This window comes from Kluyvera huaxiensis (assembly GCF_040149365.1).
In the GTDB taxonomy this organism is placed as follows: domain Bacteria; phylum Pseudomonadota; class Gammaproteobacteria; order Enterobacterales; family Enterobacteriaceae; genus Kluyvera; species Kluyvera intermedia_A.
On sequence record NZ_JBEFLV010000011.1, the window covers coordinates 58,167 to 75,953 of the forward strand.

Here is a 17,787-nt window from a genome sequence, read left to right on the forward strand (position 1 = left end):
GTCATTATAACTTGGTTGACCTGGTGGTTGTTTTTTGACCACGAACGGGTAAATGGAGAGGACGAACGGCGATGGATAAGCATCTCGCACAGAGCAACAGAGGCGATTCAGAGAGGTTGGCGGAACTGTTACATCACAATACCGATTGGGTGTGGGAAGTTGATGCCGCTGGCCGTTATGTCTGGGTGTCAGATGTGATTAAGAACCAGCTCGGATATAGGCCCGAAGAGGTGTTGGGCCGTACACCGTTTGATTTTATGGTACCGGGCGAAGCGAAACGGCTGAAGAAAGCCTTCTTCGATGTGGTGGTCGCGCAAAAGCCTTTATCAGGCATGATTAACCGTAACCGGCGTGCCGATGGCAGCGTGGTGGTCATTGAAACCAGCGCGATTCCCCTGTTTGATGAAAATGGCGTGCTCTATGGCTATCGCGGCATCGACCGGGATATCACCCAGCTCAGTGAGCGGGTTCTGCAGTTGGAATCGATCTACCAGGATACGCCGCTGGCGCTGTGCGTTATCAACCGTAGCGGCCAGCTGACCAAAGCCAATAAGGCGATGGGTGAAATGCTGGGAGAATCCAAAGAGACGCTGGTGGGGAAATACCTCAAAGAGATAATACCGGATTGGCATTTGCTGTTTGAGCAAGATTTTATGCGCATTGATAGCGGTGAAGAACTTGCCAGCAAAGAGGTGTTTCTTTACGGGCGCTACTTTTATATTCAGTCACAGCCGGTATATGACGCCGGTGGAAGGGCCGTGGGGATCTCCGCCGCGTGGATGGACATCACCGATCGTAAGCTAGCCGAACAGCAGCTTGCCAGCGCCAACCAAACCTTACTGCAGTACGCCGAGCGGGACCATTTGACGGACCTGTTTAACCGGCGCTACATGGACGAGCGGCTGAACTATGAAATTGCCAGAGCCCAGCGCGAAGGAACCTCATTTGCGATATGTATGGCGGATATCGATTTCTTTAAGCGCTACAACGATACCTACGGCCATCTGGCGGGCGACCGCGTACTGCGTGCGGTGGCGGATGCTCTGAAGGGCTCGTTGCGTCCGGGGGATTGCGTGAGCCGCTACGGCGGCGAAGAGTTTTTGATTATGCTGCCAAATACCGGAGCAAGAGGTGCGCGGATGGTGGCTGAGCGCCTGCGCGAGCGGGTGATGGAGCTGGATATTGAGAATAAAACCAGCCCCATCGGCGGCGCGCTGACCATCAGTCTCGGCGTCATGACCTGGGACTCACCGCTATTTGTCTGCAGCATTCAGAGCATCGCCGACATTGGCGCCGAACTTATCAGTAATAGTGATGCGGCGCTGTATCAGGCCAAACAGCAGGGAAGAAACCGCGTAGTGGTGGTGTGATTACGCCGCCGCCCTGGCGCGCGCCGTCAGGGCGATAGCGGTGCTGGCACAGGTAAACAGCGCTATCACCCATGCCATCGTCCACGGCGTGCCGTCACTGAGTATCGCCAGCATCAGCGAGGAGATAATTCCGCTGCCGTACTGCAACGCCCCAATCAACGCCGAGGCTGAACCCGCAACGTTCGGCGCCGCATCCAGCGCGGCGGCCGTTGAGGTAGCGGCGATGATGCCGTTCATTGAAAACAGAATAAATATCGCCACAACAATTAAGGCGAGCCCGCCGACGTGGAACCATGCGCCGACCGCCAGCACCAGTGCGGCCGCTCCCGCCACGCTGGTCGCCACTTTCAATAACGTCTCCAGCGCGTAGCGCTGCACGATGCGGCGATTCACCACGCTCATCACCATCACGCCGACGATGTTGAGCGCAAATAGCCAGCCGTAGTGCTGCGCCTCGACGCCAAAGTAGCTGATATAGACAAACGGCGAACCGGTAATAAAGGCGTAGATCGCCACGTAATAGAAGGTCAGGCACAGGGTATAGCGCATAAACGCGACGTTGGTTAGCAGCAAACCATAGTTCCTGAAAACGCCACCCAAAGAGGCTTTCTCGCGCTTTTCTACGGGCAGAGTTTCCGGCAACCAGAACAGCATGATAAACATCGCGAGGCCAATAACCGCCAGCAGCCAGAAAATCAGGTGCCAGCTGGCGAAAATAATCATCTGCCCGCCGATCAGCGGCCCGGCAATTGGGGCGATAGCCATCATCAGAATTAAGGTTGAGAGCATCTGCGCGGCACGGGTACGGCTGAACAGATCGCGGATCATTGCTCGCGCCAGCATGGGGCCAGTACAGGCACCCAGCGCCTGAAATACACGCCAGAACACAATCTGGCTGATGCTGGTGGAGAGCGCGCAGCCGACCGAGCCGATAATAAACAGCCCCATGCCAATAAATAGCGGCAGTCGACGGCCCAAACGATCGCTGAGTGGCCCCCAGATCAGCTGTGCGACGCAAAAACCGATTAAGAAACCGGTGATCGTTAGCTCGACGTTACCGTTTAAATCACGCGCCATAGCGGGCATGGCGGGAAGGTAAATATCGGTTGAGAGTGAGGTAAAGGCCATTAAGGCGCTGAGTATGACGACAAAAAGCAAACCGTGGGGGTTGCCGTGGGCGGGCGTCGCGCGCGCCGGTGAGTGAATCATAGTTTTCCGTCTGAGCTGTGTTGATGATCTATAGGATAGCCTGATTGATAGTCATGAATAATCCAGCAAAACGATAAGCCGCTATGAATGGGATTCATAAGTCCGCATCGGCAATTGATTCATCACAAGGCGCGGTGCAGGGTGGCCTCTTTATAATCAAGCCTACTTCTCCACTCACGGTATGAATCATGGCTTATCAACTGAACCTTAACTGGCCGGAATTTTTAGAAAAATACTGGCAAAAACAGCCGGTGGTATTAAAGAACGCGTTCCCGAACTTTATCGACCCGATTACGCCGGATGAGCTGGCCGGTCTGGCGATGGAGATGGAAGTCGACAGCCGCCTGGTGAGCCATGTCGATGGCGTCTGGTCCGCCAGCAACGGGCCGTTTGAAAGCTTTGACCATCTGGGAGAAAGCAACTGGTCGCTGCTGGCTCAGGCGGTGAACCATTGGCATGAACCTTCCGCTGAACTGGTGCGTCCGTTTCGCGTCTTGCCGGACTGGCGTCTGGACGATCTGATGATCTCCTTCTCCGTACCGGGCGGCGGCGTTGGGCCGCATATCGACCCGTACGATGTCTTTATAATTCAGGGGATGGGGCGTCGTCGCTGGCGCGTAGGCGATGCGCTGCCGTTAAAACAGCACTGCCCGCATCCGGCGCTGCTGCACGTTGAGCCGTTTACGCCGATTATCGAAGTTGAAATGGAGCCGGGCGATATTCTGTATATTCCGCCAGGATTCCCGCACGACGGTTTTACCTATGAAGCGACGCTCAACTATTCCGTTGGCTTCCGTGGGCCGAACGGTCGTGAGCTTATCAGCAGCTTTGCTGACTATGTGCTGGAAAACGATCTTGGCGAGAAGTACTACACCGATCCGGATTTGACCTGCCGTGAACATGCGGGAAAAGTTGAGGATCACGAGCTGGAACGTCTGCGCACCTTGATGATCGATATGATCCGTCAGCCTAACGATTTCAAGCAGTGGTTCGGCAGTTTTGCCTCAACGCCGCGCCATGAGCTGGACGTTGCGCCTGCAGAGCCACCGTTTACGCCAGAAGAAGTGGCTGAAGCGCTGGAAGACGGCGAAATCCTGCGCCGCCTGAACGGCCTGCGGGTATTGAACGTTGGCGGTAGTTTCTTCATTAACAGCGAACGTCTGGAAAGCTGCGCTCCACAGGCGGCCGATGCGCTGTGCCGCTATACCGAGCTGGATAAAACTCACTTTGGCGAGGCGCTGAAAAACCCAGCGTTTGTGGCTGAACTGACCGAGCTGATTAACCAGGGTTATTGGTTCTTCGACGAGTAGTCTGCTCTTCGCTGAGAAATCATCGCTCGCAACGGCCCTCCGCCTACTAAGGTTGAGGGCCGTTCTTCTTTGTTATTCCCCATTTTTAGTACCACCTCCGTTTTGCATATTGTTAACGATCGTTGTATAACTGCTTTCTGATTTGGATGTTTAGATGTCCATACGTTTAGAAGGTAATAATGCAAAGCACAGACACAACACAACAACAAGGTGGGCAATTAAAGCGCACCATGAAGACCCGCCACCTGATCATGCTGTCGCTGGGTGGCGTTATTGGCACAGGGTTATTTTTTAATACCGGTTATATCATCTCGACGACGGGCGCGGCGGGTACGCTGCTGGCCTATCTTATCGGCGCGCTGGTGGTCTGGCTGGTAATGCAGTGCCTTGGCGAGCTGTCGGTAGCGATGCCGGAAACCGGCGCATTCCACGTCTACGCTGCCCGCTATCTCGGCCCGGCGACCGGCTACACCGTAGCCTGGCTCTACTGGCTGACCTGGACCGTGGCGCTTGGCTCCAGCTTTACCGCCGCCGGATTTTGTATGCAGTACTGGTTCCCACAGGTGCCGGTGTGGATCTGGTGCCTGCTATTTTGCGTGCTGATTTTCGGCCTCAACGTCATCTCCACCCGCTTCTTTGCCGAAGGGGAATTCTGGTTCTCGCTGGTGAAGGTGATAACCATCATCGCTTTTATCATCCTTGGCGGTGCGGCTATCTTTGGCTTTATTCCAATGCAGGATGGTTCACCGGCGCCGGGGCTAGGCAACATTACCGCCGAAGGCTGGTTCCCGCACGGCGGCCTGCCGATTCTGATGACCATGGTGGCGGTGAACTTCGCCTTCTCCGGCACCGAGCTTATCGGTATTGCTGCCGGTGAAACGGAAAACCCGCACAAGGTTATTCCGGTGGCGATTCGTACCACCATCGCGCGGCTGATTATTTTCTTTATCGGCACCGTGTTTGTGCTGGCGGCGCTGATCCCGATGCAGCAGGCGGGGGTGGAGAAAAGCCCGTTCGTGCTGGTGTTTGAGAAAGTGGGGATTCCGTATGCGGCCGATATCTTTAACTTCGTTATCCTGACGGCGATTCTGTCTGCGGCCAACTCCGGGCTGTATGCCTCTGGGCGCATGCTGTGGTCGCTCTCCAACGAACGCACGCTGCCGCGCTGCTTCTCGCAGCTCAACAAAAACGGTGTGCCGCTGGTGGCGCTGTCGGTCAGTATGCTGGGCGGATTGCTGGCGCTGTTTTCCAGCATCGTTGCGCCGGACACGGTGTTCGTGGCGCTGTCGGCGATTTCCGGCTTTGCGGTGGTGGCGGTGTGGATAAGCATTTGTGCTTCCCACTTTGTCTTCCGCCGCCGCCATCTTCAGCAGGGCAAAGCGCTGAGCGAACTGCACTACCGTGCGCCGTGGTATCCGCTGGTGCCGGTGTTGGGCTTTATCCTTTGTCTGGTCGCCTGCATCGGGTTGGCCTTTGACCCGTCGCAGCGCATTGCATTGTGGTGCGGGCTGCCGTTCGTGGCGCTGTGTTATGGTGCCTACTATTTAACGCGTTCACGCCAATCTCAACAGGAGCAGCAGCATGCCGCAGAATAATCCTTTAACCGCTATCCTGGCTGAGAGCCCGTTCGTTCTGCTGGATGGGGCGATGGCGACGGAACTGGAAGCGCGGGGCTGTGACCTGGCGGATAGCCTGTGGTCGGCGAAGGTGCTGATGGAAAACCCGCAGCTGATTTACGACGTGCATCTGGACTACTTCCGCGCCGGGGCGCTGGTGGCGATTACCGCCAGCTATCAGGCGACGCCGGAGGGTTTTGCCGCCCGTGGGCTTGATGAAGCGCAGTCGCGGGCGTTAATTGCCCGAAGTGTAGAGTTGGCGCGTCAGGCTCGCGATGCTTATCGGGCGGAAAATCCGGCGGCAAAAGGGCTGCTGATTGCCGGGTCGGTGGGGCCGTACGGCGCGTATCTGGCCGATGGTTCGGAGTATCGCGGTGATTATCAGCGCAGCGCGCAGGTGTTCCAGGATTTCCACCGTCCGCGCATTGAAGCGCTGCTGGAGGCGGGGGCCGATCTGCTGGCCTGTGAAACGCTGCCGTCGTTTGACGAAATTCGCGCGCTGGCGCAGCTGCTGGTCGAGTATCCGGTGGCGCAAGCGTGGTTCTCGTTTACCCTGCGCGACTCGCAGCACCTCAGCGACGGCACGCCGCTGCGCGATGTGCTGGCGTTTCTTGCCGACTATCCGCAGATTCTGGCGGTAGGCATTAACTGTATTGCGCTGGAAAACACCGTGGATGCGCTGAGCTATTTACATAGCCAGACCTCACTGCCGCTGGTGGTTTATCCTAACTCCGGTGAGCACTACGATGCGGTGACCAAGACCTGGCATCACCACGGTGAGGCCTGCGCGACGCTGGAAGGGTATTTGCCGCAGTGGCTGGCGGCGGGGGCAAAGCTGATTGGCGGTTGCTGTCGCACGTCGCCGAAAGATATTGCGGCGCTTAAGGCGCACTGTTGATGAGGAGTGAGGCCGGGTAAATTTGTCTTTGTGTGATGCTGGTGAGAGTGGTGAAAGATTCCGTTCAGCTCCCAGCCGGTTGCGCTCCTTATTCATCTCGCGCCTTATAATCCGAACGGCGCAAGGAGCACGCAGGGGGCGGCCAATCGCCGCCGCCCCCTGCACCCCCAGGCTCTGGCGGCAGAATCGCCGCTACGCGGTGCCCTCAGCTTATGCCTTCCGGCTTCCGGGTCGGGCGCGAGGTAACATCCCTGTAAAACCGCGCCCTCAGCCCACATCCCTGTGGGCTGCCCGGCCTCCAGGCAACGCCTCGGCGATTCAGACGCCACCTATGCCGCTTCCGTTTTTTAGCTAAAAACAAAAATCGAAGTCGCTGGAACCGATGAGTCCCCGCTTGAAATCGGTGAGCCGGAGAAAGGAAGACAAGGTCAGTCCGCCAGGGATGGCGGACTGAGGCGAACCGAGACACGACAAAATTGCCGGGAGCAATTTTGAACAACGCTTGCGTTGGCCCGAAGGGCGAGTCCCAGGGATGGGACGAGTAGCGTCGAGTTGAGCCGTGCCGCAGGCTGGAGTTCGGAGGCGAACGCAGTGCGAAGCACCGATTTCGCTGCGGGGCCGCGGGGATTGCAAAGGGGGGCGCGGCGCCCCCCTTAGCCCGTTCACGGATACAGTTGTTTCATTTTCTGCCAAACATAAAGTGAACGGAATTTTGCGCTTAACTGACATGAATTAAGCCTAATAGCCCCAGCTTTTACCGCAATTCCCCCACCCAAAATCAGCCCGCGAAATCCCACGCCACAACTATCCTTTGCCGCTTTTTTTCTAAAAACGAATTGGAATTAACAAGCATTTTTAATTCCTTTATCAACCCCATAACGCCAGGAAATACTGCCCACATAACAAGACATGGGAGCAGGACATTATGGCAATCGCATCGCGTTTCACCCTTATCGCCGCTACGCTGGCGCTGTTGACTTTCCAGGCGCAGGCCGTGGACGTCACTATCGCGTATCAAACCTCCGCAGAGCCGGCCAAAGTGGCGCAGGCGGATAAAACCTTCGAAAAATTAAGCGGTGCGAAGCCGGACTGGCGCAAGTTTGATAGCGGCGCCAGCATTGTGCGGGCATTGGCCTCCGGCGACGTACAGATTGGCAACCTCGGCTCAAGCCCGCTGGCGGTCGCCGCTAGCCAACAGGTGCCGATTGAAGTCTTCCTGCTGGCCTCGCAGTTGGGTAACTCCGAAGCGCTGGTGGTGAAAAAAGCCATCACCAAACCGGAAGACCTTATCGGCAAACGCATCGCCGTACCGTTTATCTCCACCACCCATTACAGCCTGCTGGCAGCGCTCAAACACTGGGGCATCAAGCCGGGCGAGGTGCAGATTCTGAATCTCCAGCCGCCGGCGATTATTGCCGCCTGGCAGCGCGGTGACATTGATGGCGCCTACGTGTGGGCACCGGCCGTCAACGAATTGGAAAAAGATGGCACCGTGCTGACCGACTCGGCGAAAGTGGGCGAGTGGGGCGCGCCGACGCTCGATGTGTGGGTGGTGCGTAAAGACTTTGCCGAGAAACATCCGGAGGTGGTGAAAGCCTTCGCCAAAAGCGCGATTGACGCCCAGCGCGGCTATATCGATAACCCGGATAAATGGTTGGCCCAGCCGGAGAACATCAGCAAGCTGTCGCGGCTGAGCGGCGTCCCGGAATCCGACGTGCCGGGGCTGGTGAAAGGCAATACCTATCTGACCGCTGAACAGCAGGCACAGGCGCTGAATGGTCCGGTTAACAAGGCGATTGTCGATACCGCGCAGTTCCTCAAAGAGCAGGGCAAAGTGCCTAACGTAGCGACGGACTATAGCCAGTACGTTACCGACCGTTTCCTGAAGTAAGGGGGCTGTGATGCTGCAAATCTCGCATCTTTCCGCCGATTACGGCGGTAAACCGGCGCTGGCGGATATCAATCTTACCGTCGACAGCGGCGAGCTGTTAGTGGTGCTGGGGCCATCTGGCTGCGGCAAAACCACGCTGCTGAATCTGATTGCCGGATTTGTGCCTTACCAGCACGGCAGCATCACTCTGGATGGCAAGCGCGTCGATGGGCCGGGCGCCGACCGCGGCGTGGTCTTTCAAAACGAAGGGCTGCTGCCGTGGCGCAATGTGCAGGACAACGTCGCGTTGGGATTACAGTTGGCCGGTGTCAGCAAGGCTGAGCGCCGGGAAACCGCCGCGCAGATGCTGAAAAAAGTCGGCCTTGAAGGGGCGGAAAAGCGCTTTATCTGGCAGCTTTCCGGCGGTCAGCGTCAGCGCGTTGGCATCGCCCGCGCGCTGGCGGCTAACCCGCAGCTGTTGCTGCTGGACGAACCGTTCGGTGCGCTCGACGCCTTTACCCGCGAGCAGATGCAGACCCTGCTGCTGAAGCTGTGGCATGAGACCGGTAAAAAAGTGCTGTTGATAACCCACGATATTGAAGAGGCGATTTTCATGGCCACCGAACTGGTACTGCTGTCACCGGGTCCGGGCCGGGTGCTGGAGCGTTTGCCGCTCGATTTTGGCCGGCGTTTTGTCGCCGGAGAGGCCTGCCGCAGTATTAAATCCGACCCGCGTTTTATTGAGCAGCGCGAGTACGTGTTAAGCCGGGTGTTTGAACAACGGGAGGCCTTCTCATGAGCGTGGTGATTAACGATAAACCGCGTCAGCGTACGCTGAAGCTGCGCTGGCCTTTCTCTCGTCATTTGACGCTGAGCTTAACCACCCTGACGGTATTGTTGGCTATCTGGTGGGCGGTGGCCGCCGCCCAGTGGATTAGTCCGCTGTTTCTGCCCGCCCCTGGGCAGGTTCTGCAAAAACTGATTGCCATCGCCAGCCCGCAGGGCTTTATGGACGCCACGCTGTGGCAGCATCTGGCGGCGAGCCTGGCGCGTATTGTGGTGGCGCTGCTGGCGGCAACGATTATCGGCATCCCGGTGGGAATTGCCATGGGTTTAAGCCCAACGGTGCGCGGCATTCTTGACCCGCTGATCGAGCTGTATCGTCCGGTACCACCGCTGGCCTATCTGCCGCTGATGGTTATCTGGTTTGGCATTGGCGAAACATCAAAAGTGTTGCTGATTTATCTGGCGATTTTCGCACCGGTTGCCATGTCGGCGCTGGCTGGCGTGAAGAGCGCTCAGCAGGTGCGCATTCGCGCGGCGCAGTCGCTGGGCGCTAGCCGGACGCAGGTACTGTGGCTGGTGATTTTACCGGGCGCACTGCCGGAAATTTTAACCGGGCTGCGCATTGGATTGGGCGTGGGCTGGTCAACCCTGGTGGCCGCCGAACTTATCGCCGCCACTCGGGGTTTAGGTTTTATGGTGCAATCTGCCGGGGAGTTTTTAGCCACTGACGTGGTGCTGGCAGGGATTGCGGTGATTGCGATTATCGCTTTCGGTCTGGAATTAGGGTTGCGTGCGCTACAGCGTCGTCTGACCCCCTGGCATGGAGAAGTACAATGAGTGAACGTCTGGCTATCACCCCGTTGGGGCCGTACATTGGCGCGCAAATTTCCGGGGCGGATTTAACCCGCCCGCTGAGCGATAACCAATTTGAGCAGCTGTATCACGCGGTGCTGCGTCACCAGGTGGTGTTCCTGCGTGAGCAGTCGATTACTCCCGAGCAGCAGCGCGAGCTGGCGCGACGCTTTGGCGACCTGCATATCCATCCGGTTTACCCGCATGCGCCGGGTGTGGAAGAGATTATCGTGCTGGATACCCACGACGATAACCCGCCGGATAACGACAACTGGCATACCGATGTCACCTTTATCGATACCCCGCCGGCGGGGGCGATTCTGGCGGCCAAAGAGCTGCCGTCAACCGGCGGCGATACCCTGTGGACCAGCGGAATTGCCGCCTATGAGGCGCTCTCCGCACCGTTTAAAACGCTGCTTGGCGGCCTGCACGCCGAGCACGATTTCCGTAAATCGTTCCAGGAATATAAGTACCGTAAAACCGAAGAGGAACATCAGCGTTGGCTGGAAGCGGTGGCGAAGAATCCACCGCTGCTGCATCCAGTGGTGCGTACGCATCCGGTAAGCGGCAAGCAGGCGCTGTTTGTGAACGAAGGTTTCACCACCCGAATTGTGGACGTGAGCGAGAAAGAGAGTGAGGCGCTGCTGAGTTTCCTGTTCGCCCATGTCACCAAACCGGAGTTCCAGGTACGCTGGCGCTGGCAGCCGAACGATGTGGCTATCTGGGATAACCGGGTGACGCAGCACTATGCCAACGCTGATTATTTGCCGCAGCGACGTATTATGCACCGGGCGACAATTCTCGGGGACAAGCCGTTTTATCGTGCGCCGTAAAAGATAATTGCATTATTCGGCTTGGAGGATGTAGGCGCTGATAAGCGCAGCGCCATTAGGCTTTTGGGGGCAGCGGTTAAAGACGGTTATCGGGTGGCGGCTTCGCCTTACCCGACCTACCACGCCGCGACTTTGTAGACCTGATAAGCGTAGCGCCATCAGGCTTTCGGGGGCACAGCGGTTAAAGACGGTTGTCGGGTGGCGGCTTCGCCTTACCCGACCTACCACGCCGCGACTTTGTAGGCCTGATAAGCGCAGCGCCATTAGGCTTTTGGGGGCAGCGGTTGAAGACGGTTGTCGGGTGGCGGCTTCGCCTTACCCGACCTACCACGCCGTGACTTTGTAGGCCTGATAAGCGCAGCGCCATCAGGCTTTCAGGGGCACAGCGGTTAAAGACGGTTGTCGGGTGGCGGCTTCGCTTTACCCGACCTACCACGCCGTGACTTTGTAGGCCTGATGAGCGCAGCGCCATCAGGCCTACAAACCCAAATGTGCGCCAATATAGCGCTGATAGCGGTTAGCTTTCAAAAACGTCAAATCCACCAGTACCAGCCCATCCACGCAGTTATTGAAATCCGGATCGCTGCCAAAGTCGATAAACTGCACGCCGCCCGGTTCGCACACTTCGGAATACTGCTTATACAACGGAGGAATGCCGCAGCCGAGATTGCCGAGCAGCGATTTCAGCCGCGTGAGATCTTCGCTGTAATCCTCGCCGCCGAACTGTGCTAATACGTCGGGCAACGATGCCGGATAAGGACGACGCGACTCGGCCAGCGGATGCGTGGCCGGGAACCACAGACGATAAAAGGCGACCAGTAAATCCCGCGCCGCAGGCGGCAGACCGCCGGAAATTGACACCGGACCGAAAAGGTAGCGATAGTGCGGGTAGCGCGCCAGGTAGGCGCCAATCCCGGACCACAGATAATCCAGCCCGCGACGTCCCCAGTAGCGCGGCTGAATAAAGCTGCGCCCCAGCTCAATGCCGTGCTGGAGAATATCGTCCATACGTTCATCGTAGTGGAACAGGCTGTAGCTATAGATGCCGTCCAGCCCGCGCTTTTCTAGCTGCATGGCGGTAGGCATAAAGCGGTAGGCGCCGACAATTTCCAGCTCCTCTTCATCCCATAAAATCAGATGCAGGTAGTCATCATCATAGCCGTCAACGTCGCGGCGTTTGCCGCTGCCTTCACCTACCGCGCGAAAAGCAATCTCACGCAGCCGCCCTAGCTCCCTGAGCAGCGGTGCATCGTCCTGACCGTTACGCTGCCACAGATAGATGGATTTACCATCCGCCGTGCGTCCCAGACATTCGGCCTGACTCAGCTCGCGCTTGACCAGCGCGCGCGGTTCAGGCCGGGCGATAGCGCTTTCGGTTCTGAAGACGCCGGGCAAATTTTTACCGAGTCGCTGCACGTGGCGATAGCATTTATCGGTCATTTCGCGGGGCGTGGCCTGCGGATTAAACCATGCCGACCAGGCAATCTGCTGGCCGATATTCACCGGCAGGCTGCCGTTGCGGCGGCGGAACATTTGCTGCATCAATAACAACAGGGGCAAGTTGGGCGACACTAGCGTACTGGCGTAAAACAGGGCGCTATTGCGCGCGTCAATCCATGCGGGCAGCAGCGGTGCGCGATATTTGGCGGCCAGTTTAATAAAGCCGGAGTGCCATTTTTTATCGCGAATGCCGCGCCGGGTGATCCGTGAGACTTCACCCGCAGGGAAGAAGATCAGCACGCCGCCGTTCTGTAGCTGGCAGTCCATCTGCTGGAGCGCCGATTTGGCGGTGCGGCCGTTGATATTATCGACGGGGATAAACAGCGAACTCAGCGGCTCAAGGTGGGTTAGCATGCGGTTGGTGACGACTTTCACGTCGCGGCGCACGCGGGAGACGGCGTAGAGTAACGCTAATCCGTCCAGTGTGCCGGTGGGGTGGTTGGCAATAATAACGAGTGGCCCCTGTTCAGGGATTTGTTCCAGGCTTTGCACTGCCACATCGCAGTGAATGTTCAGATGCTCCAGTACCTGTTCAACCGCATCAAGCCCCTTAAGATGACGGTGATGTGCCGCAAATTGTTGGAATTCTTCCTCGTGCAGCAACTTCTTGAGTATTTTCTTTTGCCAGGGGGTTGGCCTCGCCTGAGGCCACAGGTCGTCGATGACGTTGTCGAGACTAAACATAGCGGCTCCTCCTCTGTCCTGCTTTGACAGTAGAAGGGGGAGATGTCGGTTATATGGCGGTTTGGTGACGTTTTGAGGGTAAAACTGTAGCCCGGCTAAGCGTAGCGCCGCCGGGAGTACCCGGAGTCAACATTGAACGTTTCCTCCGGGCTACGTCGATTAACGCAGGATTTTTTTCTCAGCCAAATCGAGGGCGAAGTAGCTGAAAATGAGGTCGGCGCCCGCGCGTTTGATGGCGCCAAGGCTTTCCAGCACCATTTTCTCTTCGTCAATTGCGCCTGCCTGTGCGGCGAATTTGATCATCGCGTATTCACCGCTGACCTGATAAGCGCCAATCGGCAGCTCGGTGCGTTCGCGGATATCACGCAGGATATCCAGATACGCGCCGGCAGGTTTCACCATCAGGCAATCTGCGCCTTGAGCTTCATCCAGCAGCGACTCGCGAATCGCTTCGCGGCGGTTCATCGGGTTCATCTGATAGGTTTTACGGTCGCCTTTCAGCGCAGTCCCTGCCGCTTCACGGAATGGGCCGTAGAAGGAAGAGGCGAATTTGGTGGAGTAGGACATGATGGCGGTGTCGGTGAACCCGGCGGCGTCCAGCGCCTGGCGAATGGCCTGTACCTGGCCGTCCATCGCCGCAGAAGGAGCGATGAAGTCAGCACCGGCGGCAGCGGCAACCACCGCCTGTTTGCCAAGGTTAGCCAGCGTCAGATCGTTATCGACGCCGTGATCGCACAGCACGCCGCAGTGGCCGTGAGAAGTGTATTCGCAGAAACAGGTATCGGACATGACGATCATTTCCGGTACGGTTTGTTTGCAGATACGGGACATACGCGCCACCAGACCGTCTTCTTTCCAGGCATCGCTGCCGGTGTCATCGGTATGGTGGGAGATGCCAAAGGTCATCACCGAGCGGATTCCGGCGTTGGCAATGCGTTCAATTTCGCGCGCCAGATGTTTTTCCGGAATGCGCATCACGCCAGGCATGGCTTCGATGGCTTTGTAATCGTTGATTTCTTCTTCAACAAAGATCGGCAACACCAGGTCGTTTAAGCTCAGTGTTGTCTCTTCAAACATGGCGCGCAGCGCAGGGGATTTGCGCAGGCGACGGGGGCGATGGAGTAAGTCTGTCATGGTATGCCTGATGTTTGTGAAACAAGGGGCACTATTGTAACTGAATCATGGGGCGAATGTTTTACTAAAGTGGGGCTTAAAGAGGCACTGCCGTGGTCAGACGATCGGGTATCAGGAAATTCTTGAATAATATTATCTGTAATTAATAATTGAGACTTATTATTTGATGTGAATATATATTTAATTTTTTAATTTATTTTTAGATGTTTTATTTATTAGTTTTTATTAACGCCTTTTGCGAGGTTTTTACTGTATTTGGAGAGGATTTTTTTTATGATGTCGCGCAGGTTCATTTGTGAACCTTAAACATACAGCGTGGTTTACTGCCTGTGTTTCTATTGACATGACGACCGTCATGGGGATTTTTTTTTGCACGGATTGCATAATATGCCTTATTTGAGTAAACCGCTCGACGAGTTTATTACTCTTGATAAACATCTGAATCTCCTTGGAATGAGATTCAAGATATCTTCAGGTCAGATAGTGCCTTCTGACCATCTTGTACAGCACGAGATGACCGTTGTGCTGCAAAAAGGAACGGTATCTATACGTCGCGAGAACCAAAAAATCCTGTTGGGTTTGGTTCAGGGACCGATGATTTTCGGCCTGGGGGCCGCGGCGAGCAAGGTTCACAATGAGTACACGTTGACGGCAGAAGCCGATTGCTGCGGGTACTACCTCCCGGCCAAAGACAGTCTGCAATGCCTTGAGCAAAACCAGCTTTGGCGTGAAGCGTTTTATTGGATGACCTGGCAAATCCGCATGTTGGAGCTGCGTGACCAACAGCTGGTTGGCACTAATCACTATCAGCAGATTCGTTCAACGTTATTCATGATGATGTCGTGGGATGAAAATATACGCGGACGTATTGGTGTCTTGAATTATATACAGCAACGGACGGGGATCTCACGCTCAGTTATTGCTGAGGTACTTTCTGCGCTGAGAAAAGGTGATTATATTCAAATGGAAAAAGGCAAACTCGTCGGGGTGACGCGTTTGCCTTCTGAATATTAAGAGGTGGGTATCACGGCGGCTTTGTTGCCACTGAGCTCAGTCACCAGATCATTGATTCCGTCACTCATATTGACGAAGCGAGTCAGTGGGGAGCGGGTAATGACCACAAATGCGCCAACATTAGACTGTGGGATCATCGCCATATAGGTAATAAAGCCGCCACCGCCGCCGGTTTTCTGAATAATTCCCGGACGGCCGTTTTTCGGGGCCATATAAACCCAACCCAGACCCAGCGCATCCGCGCGACCCGGCACGTCCATGCCGATTACGCGGGTGAGCTGGCTGCGTTTGTAGACCAGCGTTTGCATGCGATCGGCCTGATTACTGCGATGGTAGAAATCAGAAGAGAGATACTGCTGCATCCAGCGCATCATATCGCCCGGCGTCGAGTAAACCCCGCCGCTGCCCATCGCGGCGAGAGTGTTATTACACGGGCTCGCCCCTTTCTCGGCAATCATCAGACGCCCACATTGATCGGGTGATGGCGTAAAGGTGGTGTCCTTCATCCCCAGCGGACGGGTTATCTGTTCTTCAAAAAGCTGCGGATAGGGTTTGCCAGCGGCATTGCCCAGCGCATCGGCAAGCAGATCGAACGCGAGATTGGAGTAGCTGGCCTGTGACCCCGGAGCGGCATGCAGTTTTGCCGTCGACAGGTAGTTCCAGCGCTGGGACTGCGTTGGCCAGACGAAGACCGGACGATGCGCGGCACCGCCGGGCTGTTCGCGCGGCAGGGAGCTGGTGTGGGTCGCCAGGTTCACCAGAGTGATAGGTGTACCGTTGTACGTCGGTACGCTGGCCCCGGAAGGCGCATATTTACTCAGCGGATCGTTGAGTTTGACGACGCCCTGGTCGAGCAGTTTCACCAGCATTTCGCTGGTCATCAGCTTGCTCAAAGAGGCGATACGGATAACCGAATCGAGCTGCGGGTGGACATTGTTACCCGGACGGGTTTCGCCAAAGCTGCGGAATACCCGTTGATTACCATCAATGACCACTAGCGCCATCCCGGTGGCACCGCTTCCGTAAAAGATATGGTTGGCATAGCGGTCGGCGATATCGGACGCAAACGCCGGGCTGGTAATAGGCTGTGCAGCCTGCACCGAGGTCAATGACGCCACGCAGAGCGCGGCAGAAAAAAGCAGACTACGTTTCAATGGAGGCATCCATGAATTGAAATGGGGAAGTAATGCGTATTTATACTAAAAATACAACGAATCGGCACCTGGCGCAGCGCCATTAAACGCTATGATAGCGGGAAAAACGTAACCGGGCGTAAATGCGGGGATTATTCATCAAGCTAATGACACGCTTTTGTGATCCAGCGCGTATCATACCGGTGGCGACAACCCAGCGAACTCTGTCGGGATTTTCCGGTCTGACTCCCCAGAAACATTGCCTAATACCTCTTTACGGTAATAATTCACCTGAGCGGTATTCTGTAGTCACAGCATAAAACAAAACCATAAGAAGTTAGCAGGAGAGCACTATGTTTAAGTCTTTTTTCCCAAAGCCAGGGCCATTTTTCCTCTCGGCGTTTATTTGGGCACTTATCGCTGTCATTTTCTGGCAGGCTGGCGGCGGCGATTGGCTATTGCGCATTGTCGGCGCGTCCCAGGATGTCCCGATCAGCGCCGCCCGCTTTTGGTCGCTGAACTATCTGGTTTTTTATGCTTATTATCTGATTTTCGTCGCGCTGTTTTCCGGGTATTGGTTTATCCGTAGCCCGCACCGCTGGCAGTATTGGTCAATTCTGGGTACCGCACTGATTATCTTTGTCACCTGGTTTATGGTTGAAGTCGGGGTGGCGGTTAACGCCTGGTATGCGCCGTTCTATGACCTGATCCAGACCGCGCTGGCTTCGCCAAACAAGGTCTCGATAAACCAGTTCTATCAGGAAATCGGTATCTTCCTCGGTATCGCGCTGATTGCCGTAGTCATTGGTGTGCTGAATAATTTCTTCGTCAGCCACTACGTCTTCCGCTGGCGTACGGCGATGAACGAACACTATACGGAACACTGGCAGCATCTGCGTCATATTGAAGGGGCCGCACAGCGTGTGCAGGAAGACACGATGCGTTTTGCGTCTACCCTGGAAGATATGGGCACCAGCTTCATTAATGCCATTATGACTCTCATTGCGTTCCTGCCGGTGCTGGTAACGCTCTCCGCGCACGTGCCTAATTTGCCGATCATCGGTCACGTCCCTTATGGTCTGGTGATTGCGGCAATCGTCTGGTCGCTGATGGGTACCGGGATGCTGGCGGTGGTGGGGATTAAACTGCCGGGGCTGAACTTTAAAAATCAGCGCGTTGAAGCCGCCTATCGTAAAGAGTTGGTCTATGGTGAAGATGACGCCAGCCGCGCCACGCCGCCGACGTTACGTGAACTGTTCAGCGCGGTACGCCAGAACTACTTCCGCCTCTATTTCCATTACATGTATTTCAACATCGCCCGTATTTTGTATCTGCAGGTGGATAACGTTTTCGGCTTGTTCCTGCTGTTTCCATCGATTGTTGCCGGTACGATTACGCTTGGCCTGATGACGCAGATAACCAACGTCTTCGGTCAGGTACGCGGATCTTTCCAGTATTTGATTAGCTCCTGGACCACGCTGGTGGAACTGATGTCCATCTATAAACGTCTGCGTAGCTTCGAACGCGAACTGGATAATAAAGATCTGCAAGATGAAGTCGTTCAGCCGCAGAGCTAAG

At 56.0% G+C, this 17,787-nt stretch carries 14 protein-coding genes; 10 read left to right on the plus strand and 4 right to left on the minus strand.

Annotated features, from left to right (window positions below):
• Nucleotides 1-71 precede the first annotated feature (71 nt).
• Nucleotides 72-1,370 (plus strand): sensor domain-containing diguanylate cyclase, encoded by a 1,299-nt coding sequence (locus tag ABOC97_RS13020; protein ID WP_349598244.1) that lies wholly within the window; start codon nucleotides 72-74, stop codon nucleotides 1,368-1,370.
• Here ABOC97_RS13020 and ABOC97_RS13025 read toward each other — a convergent pair whose 3' ends face one another.
• Complete coding sequence (locus ABOC97_RS13025) at nucleotides 1,371-2,579, minus strand: multidrug effflux MFS transporter (RefSeq protein WP_349598247.1); 1,209 nt, start codon at nucleotides 2,577-2,579, stop codon at nucleotides 1,371-1,373.
• Between the two features lie 188 nt (nucleotides 2,580-2,767).
• Between ABOC97_RS13025 and ABOC97_RS13030 the strand changes: the two genes are divergently transcribed.
• The 7 genes from ABOC97_RS13030 (at nucleotide 2,768) to tauD (ending at nucleotide 10,744) form a co-directional block, all read left to right on the plus strand.
• Nucleotides 2,768-3,889, plus strand: coding sequence for a ribosomal protein uL16 3-hydroxylase (locus ABOC97_RS13030; RefSeq protein WP_349598250.1), 1,122 nt, complete (start codon nucleotides 2,768-2,770; stop codon nucleotides 3,887-3,889).
• 179 nt (nucleotides 3,890-4,068) lie between these two features.
• Nucleotides 4,069-5,484: an S-methylmethionine permease gene (mmuP, locus tag ABOC97_RS13035; RefSeq protein WP_349598253.1), complete on the plus strand. Its 1,416-nt coding sequence runs from the start codon at nucleotides 4,069-4,071 to the stop codon at nucleotides 5,482-5,484.
• Nucleotides 5,471-6,403 carry a homocysteine S-methyltransferase gene (mmuM, locus tag ABOC97_RS13040; protein ID WP_349598256.1) on the plus strand — a complete coding sequence of 311 codons (933 nt, stop codon included), beginning with the start codon at nucleotides 5,471-5,473 and terminating at the stop codon, nucleotides 6,401-6,403. Before mmuP ends, mmuM begins: the two co-directional genes overlap by 14 nt.
• 925 nt (nucleotides 6,404-7,328) lie before the next feature.
• Nucleotides 7,329-8,294, plus strand: a complete 966-nt coding sequence (gene tauA / locus ABOC97_RS13045; RefSeq protein ID WP_349598259.1) for a taurine ABC transporter substrate-binding protein — start codon at nucleotides 7,329-7,331, stop codon at nucleotides 8,292-8,294.
• A gap of 10 nt (nucleotides 8,295-8,304) precedes the next feature.
• The gene (gene tauB, locus ABOC97_RS13050; protein WP_349598262.1) at nucleotides 8,305-9,072 is read left to right on the plus strand and encodes a taurine ABC transporter ATP-binding subunit; all 768 of its coding nucleotides are present in this window, start codon (nucleotides 8,305-8,307) and stop codon (nucleotides 9,070-9,072) included.
• On the plus strand, nucleotides 9,069-9,896 hold the full coding sequence (gene tauC, locus ABOC97_RS13055; protein ID WP_061284624.1) for a taurine ABC transporter permease TauC: 828 nt from the start codon (nucleotides 9,069-9,071) through the stop codon (nucleotides 9,894-9,896). Before tauB ends, tauC begins: the two co-directional genes overlap by 4 nt.
• On the plus strand, nucleotides 9,893-10,744 hold the full coding sequence (tauD, locus tag ABOC97_RS13060) for a taurine dioxygenase (protein WP_349598265.1): 852 nt from the start codon (nucleotides 9,893-9,895) through the stop codon (nucleotides 10,742-10,744). The genes tauC and tauD overlap by 4 nt, the downstream gene beginning before the upstream one ends.
• A 477-nt stretch (nucleotides 10,745-11,221) precedes the next feature.
• Here the strand turns inward: tauD and olsF are convergent, their stop codons facing one another.
• Both olsF and hemB read right to left on the minus strand, forming a co-directional pair.
• Nucleotides 11,222-12,928, minus strand: coding sequence for a bifunctional ornithine lipid synthase OlsF (olsF, locus tag ABOC97_RS13065; protein WP_349598267.1), 1,707 nt, complete (start codon nucleotides 12,926-12,928; stop codon nucleotides 11,222-11,224).
• Nucleotides 12,929-13,087: 159 nt separating this feature from the next.
• Nucleotides 13,088-14,062: a porphobilinogen synthase gene (gene hemB, locus ABOC97_RS13070; RefSeq protein WP_123649981.1), complete on the minus strand. Its 975-nt coding sequence runs from the start codon at nucleotides 14,060-14,062 to the stop codon at nucleotides 13,088-13,090.
• Between the two features lie 387 nt (nucleotides 14,063-14,449).
• Here hemB and ABOC97_RS13075 point away from each other — a divergent pair, with 387 nt between their 5' ends.
• Nucleotides 14,450-15,076 carry a helix-turn-helix domain-containing protein gene (locus tag ABOC97_RS13075; protein ID WP_349598271.1) on the plus strand — a complete coding sequence of 209 codons (627 nt, stop codon included), beginning with the start codon at nucleotides 14,450-14,452 and terminating at the stop codon, nucleotides 15,074-15,076.
• On the opposite strand, the gene ampH is transcribed toward ABOC97_RS13075, so the two are convergent.
• Nucleotides 15,073-16,230, minus strand: a complete 1,158-nt coding sequence (gene ampH, locus ABOC97_RS13080) for a D-alanyl-D-alanine-carboxypeptidase/endopeptidase AmpH (RefSeq protein WP_349598273.1) — start codon at nucleotides 16,228-16,230, stop codon at nucleotides 15,073-15,075. The genes ABOC97_RS13075 and ampH overlap by 4 nt on opposite strands.
• 332 nt (nucleotides 16,231-16,562) lie before the next feature.
• Between ampH and sbmA the strand changes: the two genes are divergently transcribed.
• Entirely contained in the window at nucleotides 16,563-17,786 is a 1,224-nt protein-coding gene (sbmA, locus tag ABOC97_RS13085; RefSeq protein WP_349598276.1) for a peptide antibiotic transporter SbmA, read from the plus strand.
• The last annotated feature ends 1 nt before the right edge of the window (nucleotide 17,787 follow it).